Source organism: Nocardioides sp. AE5 (genome assembly GCF_031844485.1).
Lineage (GTDB): Bacteria > Actinomycetota > Actinomycetes > Propionibacteriales > Nocardioidaceae > Nocardioides.
Genome location: NZ_JAUZVI010000006.1, coordinates 116,571 through 140,597, shown reverse-complemented (window position 1 = coordinate 140,597; position 24,027 = coordinate 116,571). Strand labels below are relative to the sequence as shown.

18 protein-coding genes are annotated in these 24,027 nt (G+C 69.2%); 9 read left to right on the top strand and 9 right to left on the bottom strand.

Annotation, left to right across the window (positions count from 1 at the left end):
* Nucleotides 1-11: 11 nt before the first annotated feature.
* Together Q9R27_RS10830 and Q9R27_RS10825 are read left to right on the top strand one after the other, a co-directional pair.
* Nucleotides 12-1,421 carry a threonine dehydratase gene (locus Q9R27_RS10830; protein ID WP_311252392.1) on the top strand — a complete coding sequence of 470 codons (1,410 nt, stop codon included), beginning with the start codon at nucleotides 12-14 and terminating at the stop codon, nucleotides 1,419-1,421.
* A 72-nt stretch (nucleotides 1,422-1,493) separates the two neighbouring features.
* Complete coding sequence (locus Q9R27_RS10825) at nucleotides 1,494-2,300, top strand: deoxyribonuclease IV (protein WP_311252391.1); 807 nt, start codon at nucleotides 1,494-1,496, stop codon at nucleotides 2,298-2,300.
* 1 nt (nucleotide 2,301) lies between these two features.
* Here the strand turns inward: Q9R27_RS10825 and Q9R27_RS10820 are convergent, their stop codons facing one another.
* Nucleotides 2,302-3,552: a DUF4143 domain-containing protein gene (locus Q9R27_RS10820; RefSeq protein ID WP_311252390.1), complete on the bottom strand. Its 1,251-nt coding sequence runs from the start codon at nucleotides 3,550-3,552 to the stop codon at nucleotides 2,302-2,304.
* Nucleotides 3,553-3,654: 102 nt separating this feature from the next.
* On the opposite strand from Q9R27_RS10820, the gene Q9R27_RS10815 reads away from it, so the two are divergent.
* Both Q9R27_RS10815 and Q9R27_RS10810 read left to right on the top strand, forming a co-directional pair.
* The gene (locus Q9R27_RS10815) at nucleotides 3,655-4,872 is read left to right on the top strand and encodes a lipid II:glycine glycyltransferase FemX (protein ID WP_397219671.1); all 1,218 of its coding nucleotides are present in this window, start codon (nucleotides 3,655-3,657) and stop codon (nucleotides 4,870-4,872) included.
* A gap of 4 nt (nucleotides 4,873-4,876) precedes the next feature.
* Entirely contained in the window at nucleotides 4,877-5,935 is a 1,059-nt protein-coding gene (locus Q9R27_RS10810; protein WP_311252388.1) for an alanine racemase, read from the top strand.
* 30 nt (nucleotides 5,936-5,965) lie between these two features.
* On the opposite strand, the gene Q9R27_RS10805 is transcribed toward Q9R27_RS10810, so the two are convergent.
* Both Q9R27_RS10805 and Q9R27_RS10800 read right to left on the bottom strand, forming a co-directional pair.
* Nucleotides 5,966-7,408 (bottom strand): glycosyltransferase 87 family protein, encoded by a 1,443-nt coding sequence (locus Q9R27_RS10805; protein ID WP_311252387.1) that lies wholly within the window; start codon nucleotides 7,406-7,408, stop codon nucleotides 5,966-5,968.
* Entirely contained in the window at nucleotides 7,401-9,659 is a 2,259-nt protein-coding gene (locus tag Q9R27_RS10800; RefSeq protein WP_311252386.1) for a transglycosylase domain-containing protein, read from the bottom strand. Before Q9R27_RS10800 ends, Q9R27_RS10805 begins: the two co-directional genes overlap by 8 nt.
* A gap of 163 nt (nucleotides 9,660-9,822) precedes the next feature.
* Here Q9R27_RS10800 and Q9R27_RS10795 point away from each other — a divergent pair, with 163 nt between their 5' ends.
* A complete protein-coding gene (locus tag Q9R27_RS10795; RefSeq protein WP_311252385.1) occupies nucleotides 9,823-10,440 on the top strand; it encodes a PadR family transcriptional regulator in 618 nt (205 codons plus the stop codon).
* 17 nt (nucleotides 10,441-10,457) lie between these two features.
* The gene (locus Q9R27_RS10790; protein WP_311252384.1) at nucleotides 10,458-11,540 is read left to right on the top strand and encodes an inositol-3-phosphate synthase; all 1,083 of its coding nucleotides are present in this window, start codon (nucleotides 10,458-10,460) and stop codon (nucleotides 11,538-11,540) included.
* 522 nt (nucleotides 11,541-12,062) lie between these two features.
* Here Q9R27_RS10790 and rocD read toward each other — a convergent pair.
* The 6 genes from rocD to Q9R27_RS10760 form a co-directional block, all read right to left on the bottom strand.
* Entirely contained in the window at nucleotides 12,063-13,301 is a 1,239-nt protein-coding gene (rocD, locus tag Q9R27_RS10785; protein ID WP_311252383.1) for an ornithine--oxo-acid transaminase, read from the bottom strand.
* A 50-nt stretch (nucleotides 13,302-13,351) separates the two neighbouring features.
* Nucleotides 13,352-14,020, bottom strand: a complete 669-nt coding sequence (locus tag Q9R27_RS10780) for an AIM24 family protein (protein WP_311252382.1) — start codon at nucleotides 14,018-14,020, stop codon at nucleotides 13,352-13,354.
* Between the two features lie 143 nt (nucleotides 14,021-14,163).
* Nucleotides 14,164-14,625, bottom strand: a complete 462-nt coding sequence (locus tag Q9R27_RS10775) for an SRPBCC family protein (protein WP_311252381.1) — start codon at nucleotides 14,623-14,625, stop codon at nucleotides 14,164-14,166.
* 56 nt (nucleotides 14,626-14,681) lie between these two features.
* Nucleotides 14,682-15,932: a zinc metallochaperone AztD gene (aztD, locus tag Q9R27_RS10770; protein WP_311252380.1), complete on the bottom strand. Its 1,251-nt coding sequence runs from the start codon at nucleotides 15,930-15,932 to the stop codon at nucleotides 14,682-14,684.
* A gap of 63 nt (nucleotides 15,933-15,995) precedes the next feature.
* On the bottom strand, nucleotides 15,996-16,418 hold the full coding sequence (locus Q9R27_RS10765; protein WP_311252379.1) for a hypothetical protein: 423 nt from the start codon (nucleotides 16,416-16,418) through the stop codon (nucleotides 15,996-15,998).
* Between the two features lie 69 nt (nucleotides 16,419-16,487).
* Nucleotides 16,488-17,927 carry a CCA tRNA nucleotidyltransferase gene (locus Q9R27_RS10760; RefSeq protein WP_397219672.1) on the bottom strand — a complete coding sequence of 480 codons (1,440 nt, stop codon included), beginning with the start codon at nucleotides 17,925-17,927 and terminating at the stop codon, nucleotides 16,488-16,490.
* Between the two features lie 84 nt (nucleotides 17,928-18,011).
* Here Q9R27_RS10760 and Q9R27_RS10755 point away from each other — a divergent pair, with 84 nt between their 5' ends.
* The 3 genes from Q9R27_RS10755 (at nucleotide 18,012) to Q9R27_RS10745 (ending at nucleotide 24,010) form a co-directional block, all read left to right on the top strand.
* Nucleotides 18,012-20,297 (top strand): DUF6049 family protein, encoded by a 2,286-nt coding sequence (locus tag Q9R27_RS10755; RefSeq protein WP_311252378.1) that lies wholly within the window; start codon nucleotides 18,012-18,014, stop codon nucleotides 20,295-20,297.
* Entirely contained in the window at nucleotides 20,294-21,943 is a 1,650-nt protein-coding gene (gene murJ, locus Q9R27_RS10750) for a murein biosynthesis integral membrane protein MurJ (RefSeq protein ID WP_311252377.1), read from the top strand. Before Q9R27_RS10755 ends, murJ begins: the two co-directional genes overlap by 4 nt.
* A gap of 75 nt (nucleotides 21,944-22,018) precedes the next feature.
* On the top strand, nucleotides 22,019-24,010 hold the full coding sequence (locus Q9R27_RS10745) for a hypothetical protein (protein WP_311252376.1): 1,992 nt from the start codon (nucleotides 22,019-22,021) through the stop codon (nucleotides 24,008-24,010).
* Nucleotides 24,011-24,027 lie beyond the last annotated feature (17 nt).

Sequence of the window (24,027 nt, the reverse complement as noted above, 5' to 3'; positions counted from 1 at the left end):
AGGGGGTGCCGATGGACGCGGAACTGGCGCATCGGCGCAGTCAGCAGGCCGAGATGTACGGCGACTCGATCGACGTACTCGCCCAGAAGGCACACCAGCTGATGGGGGTCGCGCTCCCTGACCTGGCCGAGGTCGTCGGGCTCTCCCTGCCGATGATGACCAAGCTGGTCAACGGCGAACGGGTCCGGATCGGCAACACCATTGCGATGGGTCGCATCGTCCAGTTGCAGGAGTTCGCCGACCAGTTGATCACCGGTCAGGCGAGCAGTGACGACATCGCCCTGACCCTGGCCCAGATCCGCGCCTCCACCACGCCGGCCCGGTCCTCGAAGCTCACCGCGCAGGCCCGTCCGGGAGCGCCCGGGGACAACGAACGGCTGGCACCCAACCCGCGCGCCAGCCAGGAATCGACGGTACGCCGCAAGCCGCTGCTGGCGCCGGCCACCGGGGAACGCCCCTCGATCACACCGAACTCGCTGGCCTACGCCCGCCAGGTGGTCGGACGGCACGTGCCCACCACCCCGGCGTACCGCTGGCCACTGCTGGAGCGGTTCACCCAGACCGAGACCTGGGTCAAGCACGAGAACCACGGCCCCACCGGTGCGTTCAAGGTGCGCGGTGGCCTCAACTTCCTGGAGCGGATGCGGGTCTCCGGCATCCCGATGCCGGCCGGCCTAGTCGCGGCCACTGCCGGCAACCACGGCCAGTCGCTGGCGTTCGCCGGCGCGAAGTCCGGCATCCCGGTCACCATCGTGGTGGCCGAGCAGCACAACCCCGACCAGGTCGACTGCATGGAGGGGTTCGGCGCCGAGGTGGTCGTCCACGGCAAGGACTTCCAGGAGGCCCGGGAGTACGCCGCGGGGCTGGCGATCGACCGTGGCCTGCTCAACATCCCTGCCTTCCACGCCTGGCTGGTCGAGGGCGTGGCGACGTACGTCGCGGAGTTCCACGAGCAGGTGCCGTCACTGGACACGATCTATGTGCCGATCGGGATGGGGTCGGGCGCCTGCGCCCACATCCTGGTCCGCGACATCCTCGGCCTGCGCACCGAGATCGTCGGCGTGGTGGCCGCCGGCGCCCCGGCGTACGCACTCTCCTTCGAGCAGCGCCGCCCGGTCAGCACCGAGGCGGCCGACACGTTCGTCGACGGCGTCGCCTGCCGTACGCCGGACCCGATCGCGGTGGACGTGATCAATCGCGGTGTCTCCCGGATCGTCCGGGTCGAGGAGGACGAGGCGGCCGAGGCGATGGGCTTGGTCCACCGCACCACCCACAACATCGCCGAGCCCGCCGGGGCACTGGCGCTCGCGGGCCTGCTCGCCGACCGGACCCGGGCCACCGGCAAGCGGGTCGGGCTGGTGCTGACCGGCGGCAACGCCGACCTGGCCACCCTGACCCGGATCTTCGAAGAACTCGGCTGATCCGGCCGGTCCCACGAACGCTCAATCGTTGCTGTCCGAAAGCTCAATCGTTGCGCCTCCTACGATGGCCGCATGAGCCAGCGCAACCAGATCTCCATCGGAGCCCACGTCGACCAGAGCGACCCGATCGCCGAGGCGCAGGCCCGCGACACCACGCTGGTCCAGTTCTTCCTCGGCAACCCGCAGTCCTACAAGGGCCCGGTCATCGAGTACGCCGGCGGCGCGGAAGGCCTCAAGGCCGATGCCGAGGCAGCCGGGGTCGACCTCTATGTACACGCGCCGTACCTGATCAACGTCGCCACCACGAACAACCGGCTGCGGATCCCCAGCCGCAAGCTGCTCCAGTCGCACATGGACGCCGCCGCGTCGATCGGCGCCAAGGGACTGATCGTGCACGGCGGGCACCTCAAGGACGACGAGGACCCGAGCATCGGCTTCGACAACTGGCGCAAGGCGATCGCCGCCACCGACCTGAAGATCCCGCTGCTGATCGAGAACACCGCCGGTGGCGACAACGCGATGACGCGCTACCTGGACCGGATCAAGGGGGTCTGGGACGCGATCAGCGGTGAGGAACAGGCCGACATGGTCGGCTTCTGCCTGGACACCTGCCACGCCCATGCCGGCGGCAACGCGCTGGAGACGGTGGTCGACGACGTACGGGCGATCACCGGGCGGATCGACCTGGTCCACGCCAACGACTCGCGCGACGCCTTCGACTCCGGCGCCGACCGGCACACCAACTTCGGCCAGGGGCACATCGAGCCCGACCTGCTCGCCGCCGTGGTCCGCGACGCCAAGGCTCCGGTGATCTGCGAGACCCCGGGTGGTGCCTCCGAGCACACGGCCGACTTCGGGTGGCTGCGCGAGCGGCTGTGAGTCACGGCCCCAGCAGGGCCAGCGGCACGACGGCGATTCCGTCGGGGCGTCGGTAAGCCTGCTGACCGGTCGAAACCACCAGCAGGTCAACCACGTCGTCGGGTCTTTGCTCCCTTAGCCACCGCAGGTGTCGACCGTCAGCGGCCGTGATCGCAGCGGACATCTTCACTTCGATGCCCAGGAGTTGTCCCTCTGTCCCTTCCACGACCAGGTCGACTTCGTGGTCTCCGTTACGAGTACGCAGATGGCCGACCCGCGCCTCGGCAGCCTGGGCAGCAACCCGGATCCCCAGGGTCGCCAAGGACTCGAACATCGGACCCGCCATCTGACTGCCCGTACTTGAGGCAAGCGCACGGGCTGAGAGATTCAGCGCCCGCATGGCAAGCGCCGGATCTGCCAACTGGTGCTTGGGGGCCTGCTGCAGTCGAGTCATCGGATTGCGGCCAGGAGTCCAGCCTGGCACCGGGTCCAGCAGCCACAACTGGGTCAGGTGATCGCGATAGGAAATTGTCGTTGACTTGGCTGGCTGCGAACCGTCGCCTGCCGTCGTTGCATCCAGGATGCGCGAGTAAGCCGTGGTCGTCGATGAAGCGGCGGCGTATGCAGCCAACCAGCGGCGCAGCGTCTCGGGTCGCCGCACAGCCAGGCCCTGCTCGGGGAGATCCCGATCGACGACCCTCTGGAGATAGGCATCGAGAAGGCCGCGACGTAGCCTGGGCGGCTGGTCCTTGATCCCCGGGAACCCGCTGGACTCGATCGCCTGGAAGTAGTCGGTAACCCGCAAGGAGGTCGTCCCACCAATCGGTGCCGACGATCCATGGAGCAGACTGGCGAGGCTGACGGTCGGCTCCTCCAGGCCCCGTTCATGGAAGGCCATTGGCCGCATCCGCAAGGACAGGATGCGGCCCGCTCCGCTGTGCGTGCCTGCCCCCGCAGCCGGCGTGGCACTACCGGTCAGCAGAAATCGGCCGGGAGGAGCACCCGCGTCAACGGCGCGCCGGACGGAGTCCCAGACCGCGGGCAGACGTTGCCACTCATCAAGGAGCACGGTGCCGCCCGGTTGGTCGAACAAGTCCGGGTCGGCCTCGAGTACCGACTTGTCCGCAGCGCGGTCGAGTGACCAGATCGCATCCGCACGTCGCTGCGCGGTGGCGGTCTTGCCGACTCCTTTCGGCCCGTCGAGAGCGACTGCCGGCGCCATCGCCAAGAGCTCGTCCAACTCACGGTCGATAGTGCGGAAGGCGTAATCCATAGTTCTACGCTACCTTCAGCCGCATCCCTACGCTACCTTTAGCCGCATCGCTACGCTACCTTTAGCCGCAATCGCCGTCCCACGTCGCCGTGATCGCCAGCAATGCCCCTCCCGTCACCACGCTTCGGTAGCCTCATCCGCGTGTCTCCTTCCCCATCGCACCTGAGCGTCCGCACCATCGCGGCGGACGACCACCTCGACTTCATCGGCTCCCGGCGCTCGGCGAGTTTCCTGCAGACGCCGGCCTGGGGCCAGGTGAAGGCAGAGTGGCGCCGCGAGTCGATCGGCTGGTTCCGGCCCACCGCGACGGGCGACGAACTGGTCGGCGTCGCCCTGGTGCTCTATCGCCAGTTGCCCAAGGTGAAGCGCTACCTGGCCTACCTCCCCGAGGGCCCGGTCATCGACTGGGAGTCCGACGAGCTCGAGCAGTGGCTGGACCCGATGGTCGCGCACCTGAAGCGGGCCGGGGCGTTCGGCGTACGGATGGGGCCGCCGGTGGTCACCGGCCGCTGGTCCGCCGCCGCCATCAAGGCTGGCATCGCCGACGAGTCCGTACGCCGCCTGGGCGAGGTGGCGCCGCTGGAGCGGAGCCCGGCCGGGGCCAGGGTGGCCAGCCACCTGGCTGCCAGCGGATGGCGCCTGCAGGCCGTCGAGGGCGGGTTCGCCGCGGGCCAGCCGCAGTACAACTTCGTCATCCCGCTGCGCCACGAGGACGGGACGGCCCGCACCGAGGACGAGGTCCTCAAGGGGATGAACCAGCTCTGGCGCCGCAACATCAAGAAGGCCACCAAGGCCGGCGTCGAGGTCACCCGCGGCACCGCCGAGGACCTGCCCGCCTTCCACGACCTCTACGTGCACACTGCCGAGCGCGACAAGTTCACCCCGCGCCCGCTCTCGTACTTCCAGACCATGTTCGCGGCCCTCAACGCCGAGGCGGCCGGTTCGGGCGGCGGCGACCCGACGGTCGAGATCCGCCTCTACCTGGCCCGCCACGAGGGCGACCTGGTCGCCGCCACCATCTGGATCCGGGTCGGCGCCCACACCTGGTATTCCTACGGCGCCTCCTCGACCGCCAAGCGCGACGTCCGCGGCTCGAACGCCGCCCAGTGGACGATGATCAGCGACGCCCTCGCGGCCGGCGCCGACGTCTATGACCTGCGCGGGATCACCGACACCCTCGACGCCGACGACGCCCACGTCGGGCTGATCCAGTTCAAGGTCGGCACCGGCGGCGAGGCCGTGGAGTACGTCGGCGAGTGGGACCTGCCGATCAACCGGGTGGTCTACAAGGCGTTCGAGCTCTACATGGCGAGGCGGTGACCCGATGGCAGTGACGCTGTACGTCGACACGGCACGCTTCCGGGCCAACCAGCACCGGGTGCTCGCCCTGGCGCCCGAAGTGGTGCCGGTCGCCAAGGGCAACGGCTACGGCCTGGGCAACGCCCGACTCGCCGTGGAGGCTGCCGGCCTCGGCGTGGACACCCTGGCCGTCGGCACGTACGCCGAGGTGCCCGAGGTCGCCGACCAGTTCCCCGGATCCGTGCTCGTGCTCACTCCATGGCGATCGTTCGAGGCGCCCGAGGCCCCCAACCCCCGCCTGATCCACACCATCGGTCGGCTCGAGGACCTGGCCGGCCTGCTCGAGCGTGATCCCGGGGCCCGGTTCGTGCTGGAGCGGATGACCTCGATGATGCGCCACGGCTTCTCCGCGCGCGGGCTGCGGGCCGCCGGGGACTGGCTGGCGGATGCGGACGCGGCAGGCCGGGCGACCGGGACGTTCGAGGGCATCGCCTTCCACCTGCCGATGACCGGCGCCTCGCACCTGTCCGAGGTGCAGCGGTTGATGACCGACGCGGTTGCCTCCGGACTGCCGCCCACCACGGTCTGGGTCTCCCACCTCACCGACGCCGAACTGGCCACCCTGGGACGGAGCTGGCCCGACTACACGATCCGCCCGCGGGTCGGCACCAGCCTGTGGCTCGGTGACCGCGGCGCCTTCCGGGTGCGCGCCACCGTGCTGGACGCCCACCCGGTGGAGCGCGGGGATACGTTCGGCTATCGCGGTCGCAGTGCGCCCAAGGCCGGCACCGTGCTCGTGGTCAGCGGCGGCACCGCGCACGGCATCGGCCTGGAGGCACCCACCGGCGCCAACACGATCAAGGCGCGCGCCGGCGCCATTGCCCGGGGTGGCATGGACGCGGCCGGCTTCGTCCGCTCCCCGTTCAGCATCGGCGGCAAGCAGCGCCTCTTCGCCGAGCCGCCCCACATGCAGGCCTCGATGCTCTTCGTCCCGGCCGGGTCGCCTGTGCCCGCCATCGGCGAGGAGATCGACGTACGGGTGCGCTACACCGCCACGTCGTTCGACCGGGTCGTCCTGGACTGAGGCATCCCGCCAGCGCGAACTCGGAGGAAATCACGCACCTGGTGCGGGTTTTCCTCCGACTTCTGCCGGCTCCGTACGCCGCCAGGGCACCGGTTCTTCCCGCTCGACCAGGTCCTCCTCCGGACGCAGGATGTCGCGGACCACGATCACCACGAGGTAAAGCTCGACCGCCATCCGGAGCACGATCGCGGCCCAGTAGACCGGGGTGCCGCCGTCGGTGGCGCGCAGGTGACCGCCCAGGTACCACCACACCGAGGCGAAGTAGAAGAGCTCTCCTGCCTGCCAGATGATCTGGTCGCGCCAGCGCGGCACGGCCAGCACGGCCAGCGGCAACAGCCACAGCACGTACTGCGGCGAATACACCTTGTTGACCAGCAGGAAGCCGGCCACGATCAGGAACCCGAGCTGGGTGAACCGGGGCGTCTTCGGTGCGATCAGCCCCAGCGCCAGCACGCCCAGGCACCAGGCGATGAAGAAGGCCCACGAGAAGTTGTTGATGAACCCGTTGCTCAGCTCCAGGCCGCCGCGGTCCAGGGCCAGCCACAGGCTGCCCAGGTCGGCGCCGCGGTCGGAGTTGAATGACCAGAAGACCTTCCACGCCTCCGGACCAGTGAGGTACGCCGGAGCGTTGGCGAGCAGCCACGCCGTGATCGCCGCGAAGGTGGCCCAGGCCATCGGCATCCATTGCCGGCGCCGGATGCAGATGACGAGGATCCCACCGAGGAGGAAGAGCGGGTAGAGCTTGGCCGCCGTGCCCAGCCCGATCATCACGCCGGTCAGGATCGGCCGGTCCCGCGCCCACGCCCACAGCGCACCGGCCACGAAGGTGACCGCGAGCAGGTCCCAGTTGATCAGGGCATTGAAGAGGAGCACCGGCGCCGCGGCGAAGAGGAGCGCATCCCAGGGCCGGCGTGGATTCACCCCCACCAGGAACCAGGCCGCGATCAGCGTGAAGATGCCCAGGAAGACGGCGCTGACCGCGACATAGGTGCGGATCTCCTTCTGCACCTGGGCCTCACCGCGCAACTGGTCCAGCGGCGTACCAGGCCGGTCCTCGATGTCCGGCGACCCCGCCACCCAGTGGGTGACCCACGAGACGCCCCACGCGAAGTAGGAGATGCCGACCGGATACTCCATCACCCGGAAGCGGGCGTTGGTCTCCGCGTCGTCGGTGTAGGGCCACAACTTCTCGACGAACCCGCGCCCGGTGTAGAGGTAGGGCATGTCGGAGTAGCACATCTTGGAATAGCGGGTCTCGCCGTTGTTCCAGGTGTCCTGGTAGCAAGGCACCTTCTGCAGCATGCCGAGAGCGAAGACCACCGCCGTCACCGCCAGTACGACGCGCAGCGGCGTCCACCACCGGTGCCCTCGTGCGTGCTCACCGCTGGCGCCGCCGACAGACCCGCTCAGTGCAGCGGCGACGGGATCCTCGCGACTGGGAGCGACGACGTCTCCCTGGCCCTGGTCAGCCACGGCCGGAGAGCCTGTCCAGCAGGTCGCCACCGCCCGCCTCATCGTCTCCACCGCCGGTCGGGTCCGGGTCGGTGGGCGCCGGATCCGTCGGGCAACCCTCGAGGGTGCAGGGTCCGCTCGGGTCGATCGTCGGCAGCGTCGGTGACGGCGCGCTGGTCGTGGGTGGCGGGGCCGAAGTGGTGGGCGTCTCCGTCGCGTCCTCGGATTCAGACTCGGACTCGGTCTCGGTGGGGCTCGGCGGCGGGGTGTACGGCGCGTGCCCGTCGGCCGGGGCGTCGCCGTCGACGTACTTGGGCTTCGGCAGCGCCACCTCGTCGACGCCGTCGAGTGCCTGCTTCATCAGTTCGGTCCAGATCTGCGCCGGGAAGGTGCCACCGAAGAAGGGCTTCACGTCGGCCTCGATGGACTCGTTGCCGGTGCCCTTGGTGATCATCACCGCGGTGGCCAGTTGCGGGGTGAACCCGACGAACCAGGACGAGGAGACGTCGCCGTCCGCGTTGGTGGCGGTGCCGGTCTTGCCCCCGGCCGGCCGACCCAGGGCGCGAGCCTTGGTGCCGCTGCCCTGCTTGACGGTCTGTTCCAGGGCAAAGGAAACGTCGTCGGCCAGGTCCTGGTCCAGCACCCGCTCGGTGCTGTTCTTGTGCTGGTAGCGGGTCTCGCCGCTGGAGTCGACGACCTTCTCGATCACATAGACCTCGGCAGCGCTGCCCCGGTTCGCGATGGTGGCGTAGGCGTTGGCCATGTTGATCGGGCTGACCGTGGCCGAGCCGAGCGCGACCTGGGCATTCGCGACCAGGCCGGGCGAATTGCGCAACCGGTCCATGCTCTTGTTGTTCTTGTCCCAGGCCGGGATCCCCATCGCGGTGGCCATGTCGACCACGTCCTGTGCCCCGTTGGGGAGCTCCTCGGTCAGTTCGATGAACGCCGTGTTGATGGAGTCCTCGGTGGCCTTGATCAGGTTGACCCGCCCATAGCTGCGGTTGCCCTGGTTGCGGATGTTCGCATTACCGATCCGGTACGGCGAATTCCCGTCGAAGGTGTCCTTGAGCGAGAAGCCCGCCTTGAGCCCGGCTGCCAGCGCGAACAGCTTGAACGTGGATCCCGGCGCACCGCCGGAGACCGCCCAGTTGATCTGGGAATCGAGGTAGTCCTGGCCGCCGTAGTAGCCACGCAACGCACCGGTCCCCGGCTCCACGCTGGCGGTGGCGACGTGGAGGTCCTCACCCTTGGGACCCTCTTCCTGGACGGCCTTCAGCGAGGCGTCCATGACCTTCTTGTCCAGGGTGGTGGTGACCCGCAGGCCACCGCCGTTGATCTCCTGCTCGGTGAAGCCGAGGCGGACCAGTTCGCGCCGGACCAGCTCCAGCGAGTGGCCCTTCTGGCCGGCGTACGCCTGCTCGCCCTTGATCACCGGGAACTCGGGGAGCGCCTCGGAGAAGGTGTCGGCCTCATCGGCCGTGATCGCCCCCATCTGGGCCATCCCCGACAGGACGTAGCGATAGCGGTGCAGGAGCGCCTCCTGGCTGTCCTCACCATTGGCCGGATCGAAGCGAGTCGGGTTGTTGATCACCGAGGAAAGAACTGCGCTCTCCGGGACGGTGAGGTCCTTGGCGTCCTTGTCGAAGAAGGCATGGGCTGCCGCCTCGATCCCATAGGCGCCGCGGCCGAAGTAGATCGTGTTCAGGTAGCCCTCGAGGATCTGCTCCTTGCTCTGCTGGCGTACCAGCTTCAGCGACACGATCGCCTCGCGGATCTTGCGGGTGTAGGTGCGCTCCGAGCTCAGGTAGAGGATCTTCACGTACTGCTGGGTGATGGTGGAGGCACCCTGGGTGCCGTTGCCCTGCGCATTGGAGAACGCCGAGCGGAGGATGCCCTTGGGGTCGATGCCGTTGTCGGTCCAGAACGAGCGGTTCTCCGCGGCGACCACGCCGTCCTTGACCGCCTGCGGCATCTCGCCGAAGGGGATCGAGTCACGGTTCTGGGTGGCGTAACGGCCGACCTCGGTCTTGCCGTCGGCGTAATAGACGTACGTCGTCTCGGTCTGGAACTCGGCGTTCGGGTCCGGGATGTCGATCGTGTTGTAGAGGAAGATGAAGGTGGCCGCACCGATCAGGACCATCACCAGGCCGGTGATGCCCGTCCACTTCAGGCCCTTCTTCAGCCGGGCACGCCACGGCGACTCGACCGGCTTCTTGCCGGTCGTCCGCTTGCTGCGGGTGCCGGCGTCGGCCTTCCGCTTTCCTCCACTCAACGCGCTCTCCGTCAGGTCCGTCGTACCCGCTGGGGGCACGGTTGTGCAGTGGGCCGGGACCACACGATACGCGGGTGCACCGAGAACGCCCGATCGATGAGCGTGGGACACCCCACGTTCATCCAAAGTTCCTAACGCGTGGATATATCGTTACGATACGTCTGTGGCAAGACGTGGAGAGACGATCGAGTTGGCGGTCCTGGGGCTGCTGCACGAATCTCCCATGCACGGATACGAGTTGCGCAAGCGGCTCAACCTCATGCTCGGATGGGGTCGGCTCCTCTCGTATGGGTCGTTGTATCCGACGCTCAAGAAGATGCTGCGTGCCTCATGGATCACCGAGGACCGTAGCGCCACGCAGGGCGCGATCACGAGCCGGAGGCCCCGGATCGTCTACCGCCTGACCGAGACCGGCGAGCGACAGTTCGTCGCGTTGATGTCGGAGGTGGGTCCGACCGCATGGGAGGACGGCAACTTCGACATCCGGTTTGCGTTCTTCGGGCGCACCGACATGGAGATCAGGCTCCGGGTCCTCGAGGGGCGGCGTACCCGCCTCCAGGAGCGGCTGGAAAAGGTCCAGTCGCAACTGTCCCTGACCCAGAAGGAGATGGACCAGTACGCCGCGGAGCTGCAGCGCCACGGCGTCGAGTCCGTCGAACGGGAGGTCCGATGGCTGTCGGACCTGATCAACGCGGAGCGGAGCCAGCAGGCCCCCACCGCCCCGGAGCCGGCAGAACCGTCAGCAACGACCAAGACCAGGCCCCAGGGCCGCAACGGATGAGCAGGAAGAGGAGACCGATGGGTTCGGTACGCGTAGCGATCGTGGGTGTGGGCAACTGCGCCACTTCGTTGATTCAGGGCGTCGAGTACTACAAGGACGCCGACCCGGCCAGCACTGTCCCCGGCTTGATGCACGTCAAGTTCGGCGACTACCACGTCGGTGACGTGGAGTTCGTGGCCGCATTCGACGTGGACGCCAAGAAGGTCGGCTTCGACCTGGCCGAGGCCACCCAGGCCTCCGAGAACAACACCATCAAGATCACCGACGTGCCGCCGACCGGCGTCATCGTGCAGCGCGGCCCGACACTGGACGGCCTGGGCAAGTACTACCTCCAGACCATCGAGGAGGCCGACGCCGAGCCGGTGGACGTGGTCCAGGCGCTCAAGGACGCCGAGGTCGACGTGCTCGTCTCCTATCTGCCGGTCGGCTCCGAGCAGGCGGACAAGTTCTACGCCCAGTGCGCCATCGACGCCGGCGTGGCCTTCGTCAACGCGCTCCCGGTCTTCATCGCTTCCGACCCGGAGTGGGCGAAGAAGTTCGAGGACGCCGGTGTCCCGATCGTCGGCGACGACATCAAGTCGCAGGTCGGCGCCACCATCACCCACCGCGTGATGGCCCGCCTCTTCGAGGACCGCGGCGTGGTGCTGGACCGCACCTACCAGCTCAACGTCGGCGGCAACATGGACTTCAAGAACATGCTCGAGCGCGAGCGCCTGGAGTCCAAGAAGGTCTCCAAGACCCAGGCCGTGACCTCCAACCTCAGCGGCCCGCTGTCGGGCAAGGTCGAGGACAAGAACGTCCACATCGGCCCCTCGGACTACGTGGCCTGGCTGGACGACCGCAAGTGGGCCTACGTGCGTCTGGAGGGTCGTGCCTTCGGTGACGTCCCGCTGAACCTGGAGTACAAGCTCGAGGTGTGGGACTCCCCGAACTCGGCCGGCATCATCATCGACGCCGTCCGCGCCGCGAAGATCGCCAAGGACCGCGGCGTCGGTGGCCCGATCATCCCGGCCTCGGCGTACCTGATGAAGTCCCCCCCGGTCCAGATCGAGGACTCCGAGGGCCGCGAGCTCCTGGAGAAGTTCATCGCCGGAGAGTGACACGAACGCTCACTCATTGCGTCGCGAACGCTCAATGATTGACGTCCGAAAGCTCAACGCTTGACGTACCGAACCGCCGCTCGCCCCTCGGGGCGGGCGGCGGTTTCGCATGCGCGACGCCGTACGCCGTACCTGCTCCGTCGCCCCATCCGGCTGCCTCCAGGTCACCTCCGCGCCGCCTCCAACCGCCAGGCCACCTGCGACAGCACTATGCGGTGGGCCCAAGTGGGCCAACTCGCCGTCTACTCGGTCCAGGTGGACCAACTCGGCCGTTACTCGGTCCGATCGGGCCGAGCCTCCGCGGACCTCCGCCCAAGTGGACCGAGCCTCCGCGGACCTCGGTCCACTTGGGCCCGACCGCACAGCACGCCGGCAACCCCTGTCAGGGCTGACCTTCCGGCTGGCTCGCGTGGCTCGCCACGACCCTGCTGAAGGAGCCGGCCCGCTCAGGCCGCGGCAGGGGCACCCCGGTGCGCATGGCCCTTCTGGCGAGGGTTCCCCGTACGCCGACGATGCCCGCGCTCAGACGAAGTCGCCGAGCGCCTCGCCGAACTGGGCGATCGCCCATTCCAGTTCTTCCTCGGTGATCACCAGGGGTGGCGCCAGCCGGATGGTCTGGCCATGCGTGTCCTTCGCCAGGATCCCGCGCTGGAGCAGGTTGGTGCAGACCTCGCGGGCAGTGGCGACATCGGGGTCGATGTCGATACCGGCCCACAATCCGGCACAACGGACCTCGGTCACGCCCTTGCCGAGGAAGGCACGCAGACCGACATCGAGGCGGGCACCCAGGCGCCGCGCCCGTTCCTGCATCTCGCCGGTCTCCAGCACTTCCACCACGGCCTTGCCCACGGCGGCGGCCAGCGGGTTCCCGCCGAAGGTCGAGCCGTGCTGGCCCGGCTGGAGTACGCCGAGCACGTCCGTGTTGCCAACCACCGCGGAGACCGGGACGATCCCACCGCCCAGCGCCTTGCCGAGAAGGTAGAGGTCGGGAACGACACCGACGTTGTCGCACTGGAAGGTGGCTCCCGTGCGTCCCAGGCCGGACTGGATCTCGTCGGCGATGAAGAGCACGTTGCGCTGCCGGGTGAGCTCACGCACCCGGGGCAGGTAATCAGCCGGCGGGATCCCGACCCCGGCCTCCCCCTGGATCGGTTCGAGCAGCACGGCCACGGTGTTCTCGTCGATCGCGGCCTCGATGGCCGACGCATCGCCATAGGGAACCGACCGGAACCCGGGCGTGTAGGGACCGAAGTTGCCGCGGGCCTCCGGGTCGTCACTGAAGGAAATGATGGTCGTGGTGCGGCCGTGGAAGTTCCCCTCGGCAACGATGATGTTCGCCTCGCCCGAGGCCACACCCTTCACCTCGTAGCCCCACTTGCGGGCCACCTTGATGCCCGACTCCACCGCCTCGGCCCCGGTGTTCATCGGCAGGATCATGTCCTTGCCGGCCAGCCGGGCAAGCGCCTCAGCAAACGGACCCAACGCGGCCGAATGGAAAGCACGGCTGGTCAGGGTCACACGATCGAGCTGCTCCTTGGCGACCCGGACCAGGTCGGGGTTCGAGTGCCCGAAGTTGACCGCGGAGTACGCCGCGAGGCAGTCCAAGTACCTCTTCCCGTCGATGTCGATGACCGAGGCGCCGCTCGCCTCCGCGACGACGACGGGAAGGGGGTGGTAGTTGTGCGCGGCATGCGCTTCGACGACCGCGATCGCGGCCTGCTGCGTTGCGCTGACGCGGGCGAGTTCATCGTGGTCGGTCATGGATCCGACGATGCCACATGGGTCAACCCCATTCCGCGCACCCGGCGCCGTCACCTGCCGGTGCTCACCGGCGTCCACTCATAGGCCTGGACCACCACGAAGCCGGCACCGTGGAACACGTACTGGATTGCCTCGCCGGACCCACCCCGCAGCATCGAGCTCATGTTCATCGAGTTGTGTACGCCGGGGCTCAGGCTGGCCGACCAGCACACGGTCGAGTTCGGGTCGACGTACACCGGCTGCTGGGAGCAGTCGAGGACGACCGGCTTGCCGACACTGCTCACGGCGACCGTCCCGGTGCCTCCCACGGTGGTGTTGAAGAACCCGCCGGTCATGATCCCGGCACCCTTGGTGCGGTTGATGTCCCAGGTCAGCGAGGCATCGAAGGCGAGCAGGTTGCGGAAGTTGGTGCTGATCCCCTCGTTCTCCAGTTCGAGCAGGAAGACATAGCCCGCGTCGCTGGCGAAGTAGACCTCGCCCTGCCCGCTGACCCGCATCAACGAGACGTCCTCACTGGTGACGATCTTCTTGGCCAGCTTGGCCATCGAACCGGACTTCTCGTGGTGGAACTGCACCTGACCGGTGTAAGCCACCATCGCGCCCTTGGTGGCCAGCACGTCCGGGCCTAGTCCGACCCGCAGCATGTGGTCGTTCTGGAGCGCGAAACGCTCCTGGCTGTTGACGCGGAGGTTGGACTGGTCGAAAAGGTCGCTCTTCATGGTTCCGAGCATGCCCACGAAGCCGACAGGACGAAACCCCGGGGCCGCAACGCGCCGACGGACATGCAGTCAGCACCGATTTCGGTGGATTCAGGGTCGTGGGGGCCCTAACTGCATGTCCTTCGGTGCGGCGTACCTCCGGCTCACTCCTCGACGTCGGCCTTGATCCGCGCGAGGGTCTGCTGCATGCCGCGGCGCAGCTCGGCCTGGAAGCCGGCCTGCCCGCCGAGCACGCGCCGGGTGAGTACGTCGGAGATCGCGGAGACGCCGTCGGGTGCCTCGCGGCGCTGGACGATCCGGGTGCCCGTCTCGGTGGGCTCGAGGTTGAACGACCAGATGGTCGCGTTGTCCTTGATCCGGAAGGCGAACTCCTTGTTCTCCTCGAAGCGGACCACCTTCGACCGGGTGGGCCACACCAGCGGGCCGCGACGGTTGATGTTGATCGCCCGGGTGCCCAGCCGCACCGGGCCACCGCGCACGATGGTCTTCGCGACCTGGGGGCTCCAGGAAGCCATCCGGGGCAGGTCAGTGACCAGGGACCACACCTTCGCGGGCTCCGCCTTGACCTCGATGGACTCTTCGATCAACTTCTCGACATCGCTCATGGGCGTGACGCTAGCCGAAAGAACACTGCCCCGGACAGGGTGTCCAAGCAATTTGCTCAACCGGTGACACCGACGATCTCGTTCGGCACCTGCGGCAGATCGTGGCTCCCGGTCACCTTCCCTGCCGCCAGGTCGACCACGTGCACCTGCCGGGTGGCGGGCTCGGTGACGTACGCCGTCCCGTCCAGGACGGCCAGGGCCGGTCGCGGTTGCTGCCACTGCTCGGGTTCGGTCCACTCCGCGGTCACCGGGATCGTCACCGTGACCTGGCCGGACTCGGGGTCGATCACCCGCAGGTTGCCGTCGGTGCCGAGCACCAGCGCCTCACCGCCGGGCCCGCGGCCCAGGGAGCGGAACGAATAGCTGGCATCGACGTCGACCAGCTGCACCCTGGCGGTCCGGGTGTCGATCAGGGCGATCCGGGTGGGCCGCTCCAGCTCCGCATCCGGGTCGCTCTTGTAGTCGCCCAGCAGCACCGGCGACTCCTCGTGCCCGGCCAGGTTGCCGATCCGGCCATAGGCATCCGGGCTCTGCGCCTTGGTGATGGTGCGCCCGTCCACGAGGACGACCCCGTCCTCGCACCCGAAGCCGGCCACCTCACCGGCAAATGCCTCACCGTGGACACCGGGGCAGTCACTGGTAGCGGCGAGTTCGTGGCCCGCTGCGGTCACCAGTCGTACGCCGTTGCGCGCATCGCTGGTGCCGACTGTGTGCAGCAGGTTGCCGTTGGGCAGTGCGACGGCGACGCCGTGGTGTGCCTCGTCGGTGGCGTGCTCGGTGAGCTCCGGGTCCTCCTCGGCAAGGTCGTGCGGGTCGAGGACCGTGTAGCCACCCGTGCCGTCGTCGAAGAGCACGGTCCGTCCGCCGTGGGCGACCACGTGGCCGGGCTCCTGGCCCTCGATCACCGTGCCGGTCAGGTGCGGCTCACCGACGAACGAGTGGCCGTGGTCGCCGTGGGCCTGGGTCCACGCGCCCAGGTCGAGTGCCTCCCAGCCCTTGCTGGTGGAGAGGAAGACGTGGCGCTCGTCACCGGCGGGGTTGACCCGGATGAAGCCCTCCGCGGCGTGGTCCAGGAGCACTTCGCCGTCGGCGGCACGAAGGACGAGGACGCCGCCGTCATAGGTGAGGGCGAGGCGTGCCTCGGGACCGTCGGTCTCGGTGGCCGCTTCGTCCGCGTGGCCCTCCTCGTCATGGTCGTGGTCGTCGTGGTCGGCGTGCGCACCCGTAGATCCAGGGTCCGCCTCCTCGCCGGTGTGCTGGCCACATCCGGTGAGCATCAAGAAGGCCGCCAAAGCAATGGGAATCATTCTCGTTCTTGTCATGACGGTCATTCTTGAGGCACATGAGAATCATTGTCAAATGACGGCGCGTCACCCGCCCGTGATCGCGTTGATCACCAGTTGCAGGACCAGGATCACCACACCCAGTAGCACCTGGACCCCGAGCACCAGCCACGGCAACCGCGCGGCGTCACGCCCCTCCCGCCGCTGCAGGCGGATCACCGTGGCCACCACGATCGCCATCCAGGCCAGGCCCACGACGAATCCGAAGACCAGCAGCGGCCGCAGGTACGCCAGGTCCTGGCTGACGTCGACGGCATCAGGATTGGCCAGCTTGGCGAAGAGTTCACCCAGGCGGCCGATCACCACCGGGAAGAGCGCGAAGGCCGCCGCCATCACCGTGGCCACGACCTGGCCGCGGCTCGGGGCCGGCGCCGAGACCGGCGACACGGGCGCGCCGTCCGCCATCACCTGCGTCGGCTCGGGAGCGGTCTCGGGCGTTTCGGGATCCATCGCACCTCCAGTGTCCGGGCCCCTACATCTACCCGAAACGGACACTTCCGACCACCCGTCGGGGCACGGTCAGGACCGGGAGGCCCACCACTCCCGCAGCGCAGCCTCGGCCTCCTCGGGCGTCTTGGGGCCCTCGTCCATCCGCAGTTCGAGAAGGAACTTGTACGCCGCCCCGACCTCGCGACCCGGCGGGATGGAGAGGATCTCCATGATCTGGGTGCCGTCCAGGTCCGGCCGGATCGCGGCCAGTTCCTCCTCGGCCGAGAGCCGCTCGATCCGCGCCTCGAGGTCGTCGTACGCCCGGCGCAGCCGGTTCGCCTTGCGCTGGTTGCGGGTCGTGCAGTCGGCCCGGGTGAGGATGTGCAGCCGCTCCAACTGGTCACCGGCGTCGCGGACGTAACGGCGTACGGCGGAGTCGGTCCACTCACCGTCGCCGTACCCGTGGAAGCGCAGGTGCAGCTCGACGAGCTTGCTGACCGCGTCGATCTGGTCGTTGGAGAAGCGCAGTGCCTTCATCCGCTTCTTCGTCAGCTTGGCGCCGACCACGTCGTGGTGGTGGAAGGTGACCGCGCCGCCGCTCTCGAAGCGCCGGGTCTTCGGCTTGCCGACGTCGTGCATCAGCGCAGCGAACCGGGAAACGAAGTCGGGGCGCGGCGCCTCGCCGGGCCCGACCAGGCGGTCCTCCTGGTCGATCGCCTGCTCCAGCACGGTCAGCGTGTGCTCATAGACGTCCTTGTGGCGGTGGTGCTCGTCGCGCTCGAGGGAGAGCGCCGGCAGTTCGGGGAGCACGTACGCCGCGAGCCCGGTCTCCACCAGCAGCGTCAGGCCGAGGCGTGGCCAGGGCGCGCAGACCAGCTTGACCAGTTCGTCACGGATCCGCTCGGCGGAGATGATCTCGATGCGCCCGGCCATCTCGGTCATCGCGGTGACCACCTCGGGGGCCACCTCGAAGCCCAGCTGGGCAGCGAACCGGGCGGCGCGCATCATCCGCAGCGGGTCGTCGGAGAAGGAGTCCTCGGGGCGTCCCGGCGTACGCAGGGTCCGGTGCGCCAGGTCGACCAGCCCACCGAACGGGTCCTCGAAGCCGCGCTCCGGCACGGTCAGCGCCATCGCATTCACGCTGAAGTCGCGGCGTTGCAGGTCGGCGACCAGGGAGGTGCCGTAGTCGATGTCCGGCTTGCGGGAGTCCGGGTCATAGGTCTCCGAGCGGTACGTCGTGATCTCAACCTGCCACTCGCCCTTGCGGGCGCCGATGGTCCCGAACGCGCGGCCCATGTCCCAGATCGCGTCCGCCCATCCCTTGAGCAACGCCTCGGTCTGCTCGGGGCGCGCCGAGGTGGTGAAGTCGAGGTCCTCCTGGAGCCGGCCGAGCATCGCATCGCGGACCGGTCCGCCGACCAGGGCGAGTTCGTGGCCGGCCGCGGTGAACCGCTCGCCCAACTCGTCGATGATCGGCGCGATCCGCTCCAGCTGCCGGGTCAGGGTCTGCTGGACGTCGCTGATCAGGATCGGGGGGAACTCGGGTCGGGACACGGGAGACCATCGTAGTCGGCACCGCGGCCGGGGTTCGTGTCCGGCGATAGAGTCGGCGCCGTGAAGGGACCGTCGGGGCAGTCGCGCGTGCCCTCCCTCGGCATGCCCGCACACCGACGTACGCCGTGGCTGCTGGTGGTCGCGCTCGGGCTGCTGGCCATCCTCGTGGTGGCACCCGGCCAGGCGGTCCGCGCCCAACCGGGACCGGCCACAGTGCCCGGTGATCCGCTGCAGATGACGATCACCTCGATGACCCCCTCCTCGATCCCGACGGCCGTGGACCGCCAGGCCACCGGCGACCAGACTTCGGGCGACCAGGACGAGCAGGCAGATCCCGGCACCGACGAGGATCCCGCCGACCCGACCACGCCGGCCCCGGACACCCTGGTGATGACCGGCACCGTCACCAACACCAGCGACGAGACCTGGCGCAACATCCGCGTCTATCCGCGGATCTCGCCGACCGCCCTGACCAACGCCGATGAACTGCTGGTCGCGCTCAACTCCGATGCCCGCATCGTCTTCGGCGACCGGATCACCGACGCCGGCCTCTTCGACGAGTCGATCACCTCCCTGCCTCCCGGGGAGACGGCGACCTGGCGGGTCGAGGTGCCCGGATCGGTGCTGCGCTCACGGATCAGTGGCGACGAGGGCGTCTACCAGGTCGGCGTACAGGCGCTGGGCGCCAACTCCGCGGGCCGCTCGAGCGTCGCCAACGGGCGGGCCCGGACGCTGATCCCGCTGCTCGGCGAGGACCGTCCCGCGGTGCCTGCGGCCCTGGTCGTGCCCGTGCGGCACCAGGTCAACCTGACCGGGGAGGGCGCCATCGCCGACGAGGAGGCGTGGGCCGACGAACTGCGTCCCGGCGGTCGGCTGGCCAACTTGGCCGCGCTGATGGCGACGCCGCGCACCCTGCCGCTCACGTGGTTGGTCGACCCGGCAGTGCTGGACGCCGCACGCCTGCTCTCCCGCGGCAATCCGGGACGCACCCTGGGCGGCAGCACCGGCGTAGCGACGAGCAGGGTCGACCCGGCCAAGCACCCGGCCGCCCGGTACGCCGCCGACTGGCTGCGCACCTTCACCGCGCTGGGCGCGGACCGGTCGCTGCTCGCGCTGCCGTACGGCGACCTGGACGTGGCGGCCGCTGCCCGGTTGGACCCCGACCTGTACGGCCTGGCCCGCCAACTCTCCACCCAGGCCCTGGAGCGCCTCGACCTGGAGGGAGCACCCGCCCTCTCCCCGCTGTCGGGCCAGCTGCCGAACACTGCGCTCGACCTGGTCGAGGACGTCACCACCGTCTTCGTCGGTGCCACCGCGCTGGAACCCGGTGCGACACCGCCGGGCCCGAAGGTGTTGCTCGGGAACACCCCAGCAGTGGTCCACGAGGATGCGGTCAACATCGTCAACACGGGTGACGAGATGACCGGCACGGTGATGCGACAGCGGATCCTGGCCGAGGCGGCGATCCGTTCCCTGGAGGGCGAGACGTCCGGGATGGTGGTCAACCTGGCCCCCGACTTCGACCCCGGTGCCGATGCCGCCGGCTTCCTGGCCGGCCTGGACGAGCCCTACCTGGCGTGGCAGGAACTGGCCGGGCTGACCTCGCACCCGCTGCCCCCCCGTGCCGAACTCACCTATCCGGCCGCCGAGGCGGCGAGCGAGATCAGTCCCGAGACCGTCGATGCGGTCAAGCAGATGCTGCGCTGGGGTGCCTCGCTGGGCCGGGTGCTCAGCTCCAACCAGGTGCTGGCCACCGAGATGGACCGGCTGGCGCTCTCCGCCGTCTCCGGCCACGCGCGCACCGACCAGGCAGCGAGCCTCGCCTCCCTGGAGGCCGCAGGGGCCTGGAGTCGGCGGCAACTCTCCCGGATCACCATCGACACCCCGTCGTTCGTGATCCTCTCCTCCGATAGCGGCGCCTTCGCGATCAAGATCCGCAACCGGCTCGACCACGAGGTCACCGTCACCGTCGTCGCCCGGGCCGATGACGACGTGGTGATCGAGGCGCCCGAGGAGATCGTGCTCGGTCCCGGTGCCACCCGCACGGTGACCCTGAATGCCCGGGCCGGGTCGATCGGCGTACACCCGGTGACACTGCAGGTGGCAGACCAGACCGGGCGGGCGTTCAGCGCCGAGGCGACCGTGAGCATCCGCTCCAACTCGGTGGGCCGGATCATCTGGGTGATCATGGGCGTCGGGGTCGGCATCCTCTTCGTCGCCATCGGCATCCGCTGGGCGCGGCGCCTGCGCGGCGGGCGCGGGACCGGCCGGGGCCGCGACGACAACGAGCCGGACGGCGACCAGCACGACGACGAACCAGCCCGGGCCGGGGAGGGAGACCAGTGAGCGCCCAGCGGTCGGTGATGGGCCACAGCGCGATCATGGCCGCCGGGACCATCGTCTCGCGCTTCTCCGGCCTGATCCGCTCGATCCTGCTCGCCGCCGCCCTGGGTACGGCGGCCCACGCCGACCTGTTCACGATCGCCAACACGATCCCGAACATGCTCTACATCCTGCTCGCCGGCGGCGTCTTCAACGCCGTCTTGGTGCCGCAACTGGTCCGCGCCATGCGCAACGACGCGGACGGCGGCGAGGCCTACACGAACCGGATCATCACCCTGGCCGCGCTCTTCCTCGGCGTGGTCACGGTGCTGCTCGTGGTCTGTGCGCCGTGGGTGATGGAGCTCTACCTCGACCAGGGCCACCAGGGCGAGGCCCGCCAGAGCGTGATCGACTTCGCCCGCTACTGCCTGCCGCAGGTCTTCTTCTACGGCATGTTCGTCCTGATCGGGCAGGTCCTCAACGCCCGCGGCAGCTTCGGGCCGATGATGTGGGCCCCGATCGCCAACAACGTGATCTCGGTCGGGGTCCTGGTCGTCTACCTGCTGGTCTTCGGCCCCTCCTCGGTCGGCGCCTACTCGACCAGCCAGGAACTGCTCCTCGGCGTGGGCTCCACCCTGGGCATCGCGGCCCAGTTCCTGATCCTGCTGCCCTATCTGCGCGCGGCCGGCTTCACCTATCGCCCGCGCTTCGACTTCCGCGGCTCCGGGCTCGGCCACACGCTGCGGCTGGGCACCTGGACGGTCCTCTTCGTGGTGGTCAACCAGGTCGCCTACACGGTCGTCGTACGCCTGGCCTCCTCCGGCACCGCGGACGCCGGGGACGGCACCGGATACACGATCTATTCCGGCGCGTTCCTGCTGGTCACGGTGCCGCACGGGATCATCACCGTCTCGCTGGCCACCGCCGTGCTGCCGCTGCTCTCCCGGGCCGCCGCGGACCACGACCTGGCCGGCCTCTCCCGGTCGCTGGCCGAGACCCTGCGCGCCTGCCTGGCCTTCATCGTGCCGTTCGTGATGCTGCTGCCACTGCTGGCCGGAGACGTGGCCCGGGTGGTCTGGGGCTATGGCGCGGCGAGCGAGACCTACACGTCGTACGCACCGACCGTGGCGCTCTTCGCGCCGGGCATCCTCTTCTTCACCATCCACTACCTGATGCTGCGCGGGTTCTACTCCCTGGAGCGGACCCGCACCGTCTTCTGGGTGCAGTGCGTGATCGCCGTGGTCAACATCGGTCTGGCCGTCGTCCTGGTCGGCCTCACCAGTGCGAAGTTCACCTCCCCGGCGCTGGCGCTCTCCTATGGCGGTGCGTACGCCGTGGGCGCGGCGACGTCGTACCTGGTGCTGCGCCGGGTGCTGGGCGGGCTCGACACGCTGCGCAACGTCCGCTTCCTGGTCCGCACCGCGCTCGCCGGCGGATTGGCGGCTTCCGCGGCGTACGGCGTGGCGCGGTTGCTGGACCCGATGCTCGGCGGCAGCACGCCCAACCTGGTCCAGTCACTGGGCTTCCTGGCCGCCATCGCCGTGGTCGATGGCGTCCTCTTCCTGCTCCTGGCCCGCCTGATGCGGATCACCGAGGTGACCGTGCTGATCGCCACGGTGGCCCGTCGCCTGCCCGGAGGCTCCCGATTCGCGGAGCGGATCAAGGAGTGATCGGGCCATTGCCACCATCACGCCCCGCTTCCGCCTACGATGAGGAACCGGAGCCCATGGGGAGGTGAGAAACGAATGCCCGAAGCGATGCGACCCGGCGACGTCGTCGTCGAGCGCTACCGCCTCATCGACCTCCTCAACGATGCCCGCGGTGCCCGGTTCTGGCTCGGCTGGGACAGCATCCTGGCCCGCCACGTGGCGATGCACATCATCGCCGACGACGACGCGCGCGCCGACGAACTCCGGGCGGCGGCGAAGCGTTCCGCCACGGTCCATGACCCGCGCCTGCTGCGCGTGCTCGACATCGGCACGGTCGACGAGCGGTGCTACGTGGTCAGCGAGTGGGGCGAGGGCATGTCCCTCAACCACCTCGTCTCCTCCGAGCCGATGTCGCCGCGGCGGGCCGCCTGGTTCGTCGGCGAGATCGCCGGCTTCCTGACCAGCGCCCACGCCCAGGACGTGGCCCACGGGCGCCTGGTGCCCGAGATGGTGATGATCGACGACACCGGCGCACCGAAGGTGATCGGCTTCGCCGTCGACGCCGCGCTGCACGGCCTGCCCGAGGGCACGGTCGACAAGGACGTGCAGGACCTGGCCGGCCTGCTCTACTGCGCGTTGACCGGCAAGTGGCCCGGCCCGTCGAACTCGACCGTGGCCAGTGCTCCCCGCGAGCACGGACGGGTGCTGCGCCCGCGCCAGGTGCGCGCCGGCGTACCGCGGATGCTGGACACCCTGTGCGAGGAGGTGCTCGGCGGAGCCAACGTGCACGGCTATTCGACCGCCTCGATCATCGCCGCGGCGCTCCATGAGTACGTCGGTGACCCGGCCGCCATGGCCGAGGCCGAGGCCGCCCAGCACCGCGGCAACACCAGCCCGCGCCTGCCACCCATCGATGCCTTGGTGCTCGCCCCGGACCCGACCCCGGCCGCTTCGGCAGCGGGGGACACCGCGTCCGACGCGACGCCCGGCGATGATCTGGCGGACGGCGAGGGCTCCGCGCTCGCTGCAGCCGAGGACTCCGGGACCGCGGAGGACGTTGCGGTCCCGGACGCGCCGGACGCGGAGACTCCCGGGCAAGCCGAGCCGGCGCGGGCCACGGGCAAGCACAGCGCCGTCGAACCCAGTGCGACCGAGCCCAGCGCTACCGAACGCCCGGCCCCCCCGACGTCGCCGACCGTCAACGAACAGACCGTCGCCGGCACGCCGGTCTTCTATGACGAGATCGAGGACGTCGGCTGGATGGACAAGGAGTCGCACCCGGCCGCCCCGCCCCCGCCCCCGTTCGAGGAGATCCCGGCCAAGCCGCTCTTCGCCCCCGATCCCCCGAACGGGCGCGCTGTGCGCAACGAGGTTGCCGAGACCGGGCCCGGGGCCGACCGCAACGACCCGTTCTGGCCCTTCGAGAACGATGCGCCGCCGCCGGTGGCCGACGAGCCCGTTGCCGAGGAGGAGGAGCCGGTCCCGGGTCGCACCTGGATGCGGAGCGCGTGGATCCTGGCCGTCGTACTCGTGCTGGGCGTGGTCCTGGTCTATGCGTTGAACCAGGGCTCCAGCAGCGACCAGGGTCCGGCCGGGGGCGAACCCAGCGCCGTCCAGTCCCCCTCGGGCAGCGACGACCCCGCGTCCGAGCCGTACCCGATCAACGGGGCGAGCGACCTTGATCCGTTCGGCAACCCGCCCGAGGAGAACCCGGACCGGGTCGACCTCGCGATCGACGGCGACCCCTCCACGGCGTGGCCGACGCAGACCTATCGCCAGCAGTTCGGCCCCGGCGGCCTCAAGCCGGGCGTCGGGATCGTCGTCGACCTGGGCGGCGAGAAGGAGATCGGCCGGGTCAACCTGCGGGTCAACGGCGACCCGACCGGCGTCTCGGTCTTCGTCGTCCCCGGCAACGAGCCACCGACCTCCGTCGACGGCCTCGAGGCTGCCGCCGAGGGCACCAGCAGCGACGGGGCGCTCGACCTCGAGGCGGCCGGCGGGACCTCGGGGCGCTGGGTGATCATCTGGGTGACCGAACTTCCCTCGGCACTCAAGGCGGAGATCGCGGAGATCCAGGTCTACGGATGACGCAGGTGCTCGGGTGA

What these genes read in the sequence shown, in the direction of transcription:
- aztD (WP_311252380.1), bottom strand. Translation starts at nt 15,932, where the DNA reads ATGATTCCCATTGCTTTGGCGGCCTTCTTGATGCTCACCGGATGTGGC.
- Q9R27_RS10820 (WP_311252390.1), bottom strand. Translation starts at nt 3,552, where the DNA reads ATGGATTACGCCTTCCGCACTATCGACCGTGAGTTGGACGAGCTCTTG.
- Q9R27_RS10810 (WP_311252388.1), top strand. Translation starts at nt 4,877, where the DNA reads ATGGCAGTGACGCTGTACGTCGACACGGCACGCTTCCGGGCCAACCAG.
- Q9R27_RS10830 (WP_311252392.1), top strand. Translation starts at nt 12, where the DNA reads ATGGACGCGGAACTGGCGCATCGGCGCAGTCAGCAGGCCGAGATGTAC.
- rocD (WP_311252383.1), bottom strand. Translation starts at nt 13,301, where the DNA reads ATGACCGACCACGATGAACTCGCCCGCGTCAGCGCAACGCAGCAGGCC.
- Q9R27_RS10775 (WP_311252381.1), bottom strand. Translation starts at nt 14,625, where the DNA reads ATGAGCGATGTCGAGAAGTTGATCGAAGAGTCCATCGAGGTCAAGGCG.
- Q9R27_RS10765 (WP_311252379.1), bottom strand. Translation starts at nt 16,418, where the DNA reads ATGGATCCCGAAACGCCCGAGACCGCTCCCGAGCCGACGCAGGTGATG.
- Q9R27_RS10780 (WP_311252382.1), bottom strand. Translation starts at nt 14,020, where the DNA reads ATGAAGAGCGACCTTTTCGACCAGTCCAACCTCCGCGTCAACAGCCAG.
- Q9R27_RS10745 (WP_311252376.1), top strand. Translation starts at nt 22,019, where the DNA reads ATGCCCGAAGCGATGCGACCCGGCGACGTCGTCGTCGAGCGCTACCGC.
- Q9R27_RS10815 (WP_397219671.1), top strand. Translation starts at nt 3,655, where the DNA reads ATGCCCCTCCCGTCACCACGCTTCGGTAGCCTCATCCGCGTGTCTCCT.
- Q9R27_RS10790 (WP_311252384.1), top strand. Translation starts at nt 10,458, where the DNA reads ATGGGTTCGGTACGCGTAGCGATCGTGGGTGTGGGCAACTGCGCCACT.
- Q9R27_RS10825 (WP_311252391.1), top strand. Translation starts at nt 1,494, where the DNA reads ATGAGCCAGCGCAACCAGATCTCCATCGGAGCCCACGTCGACCAGAGC.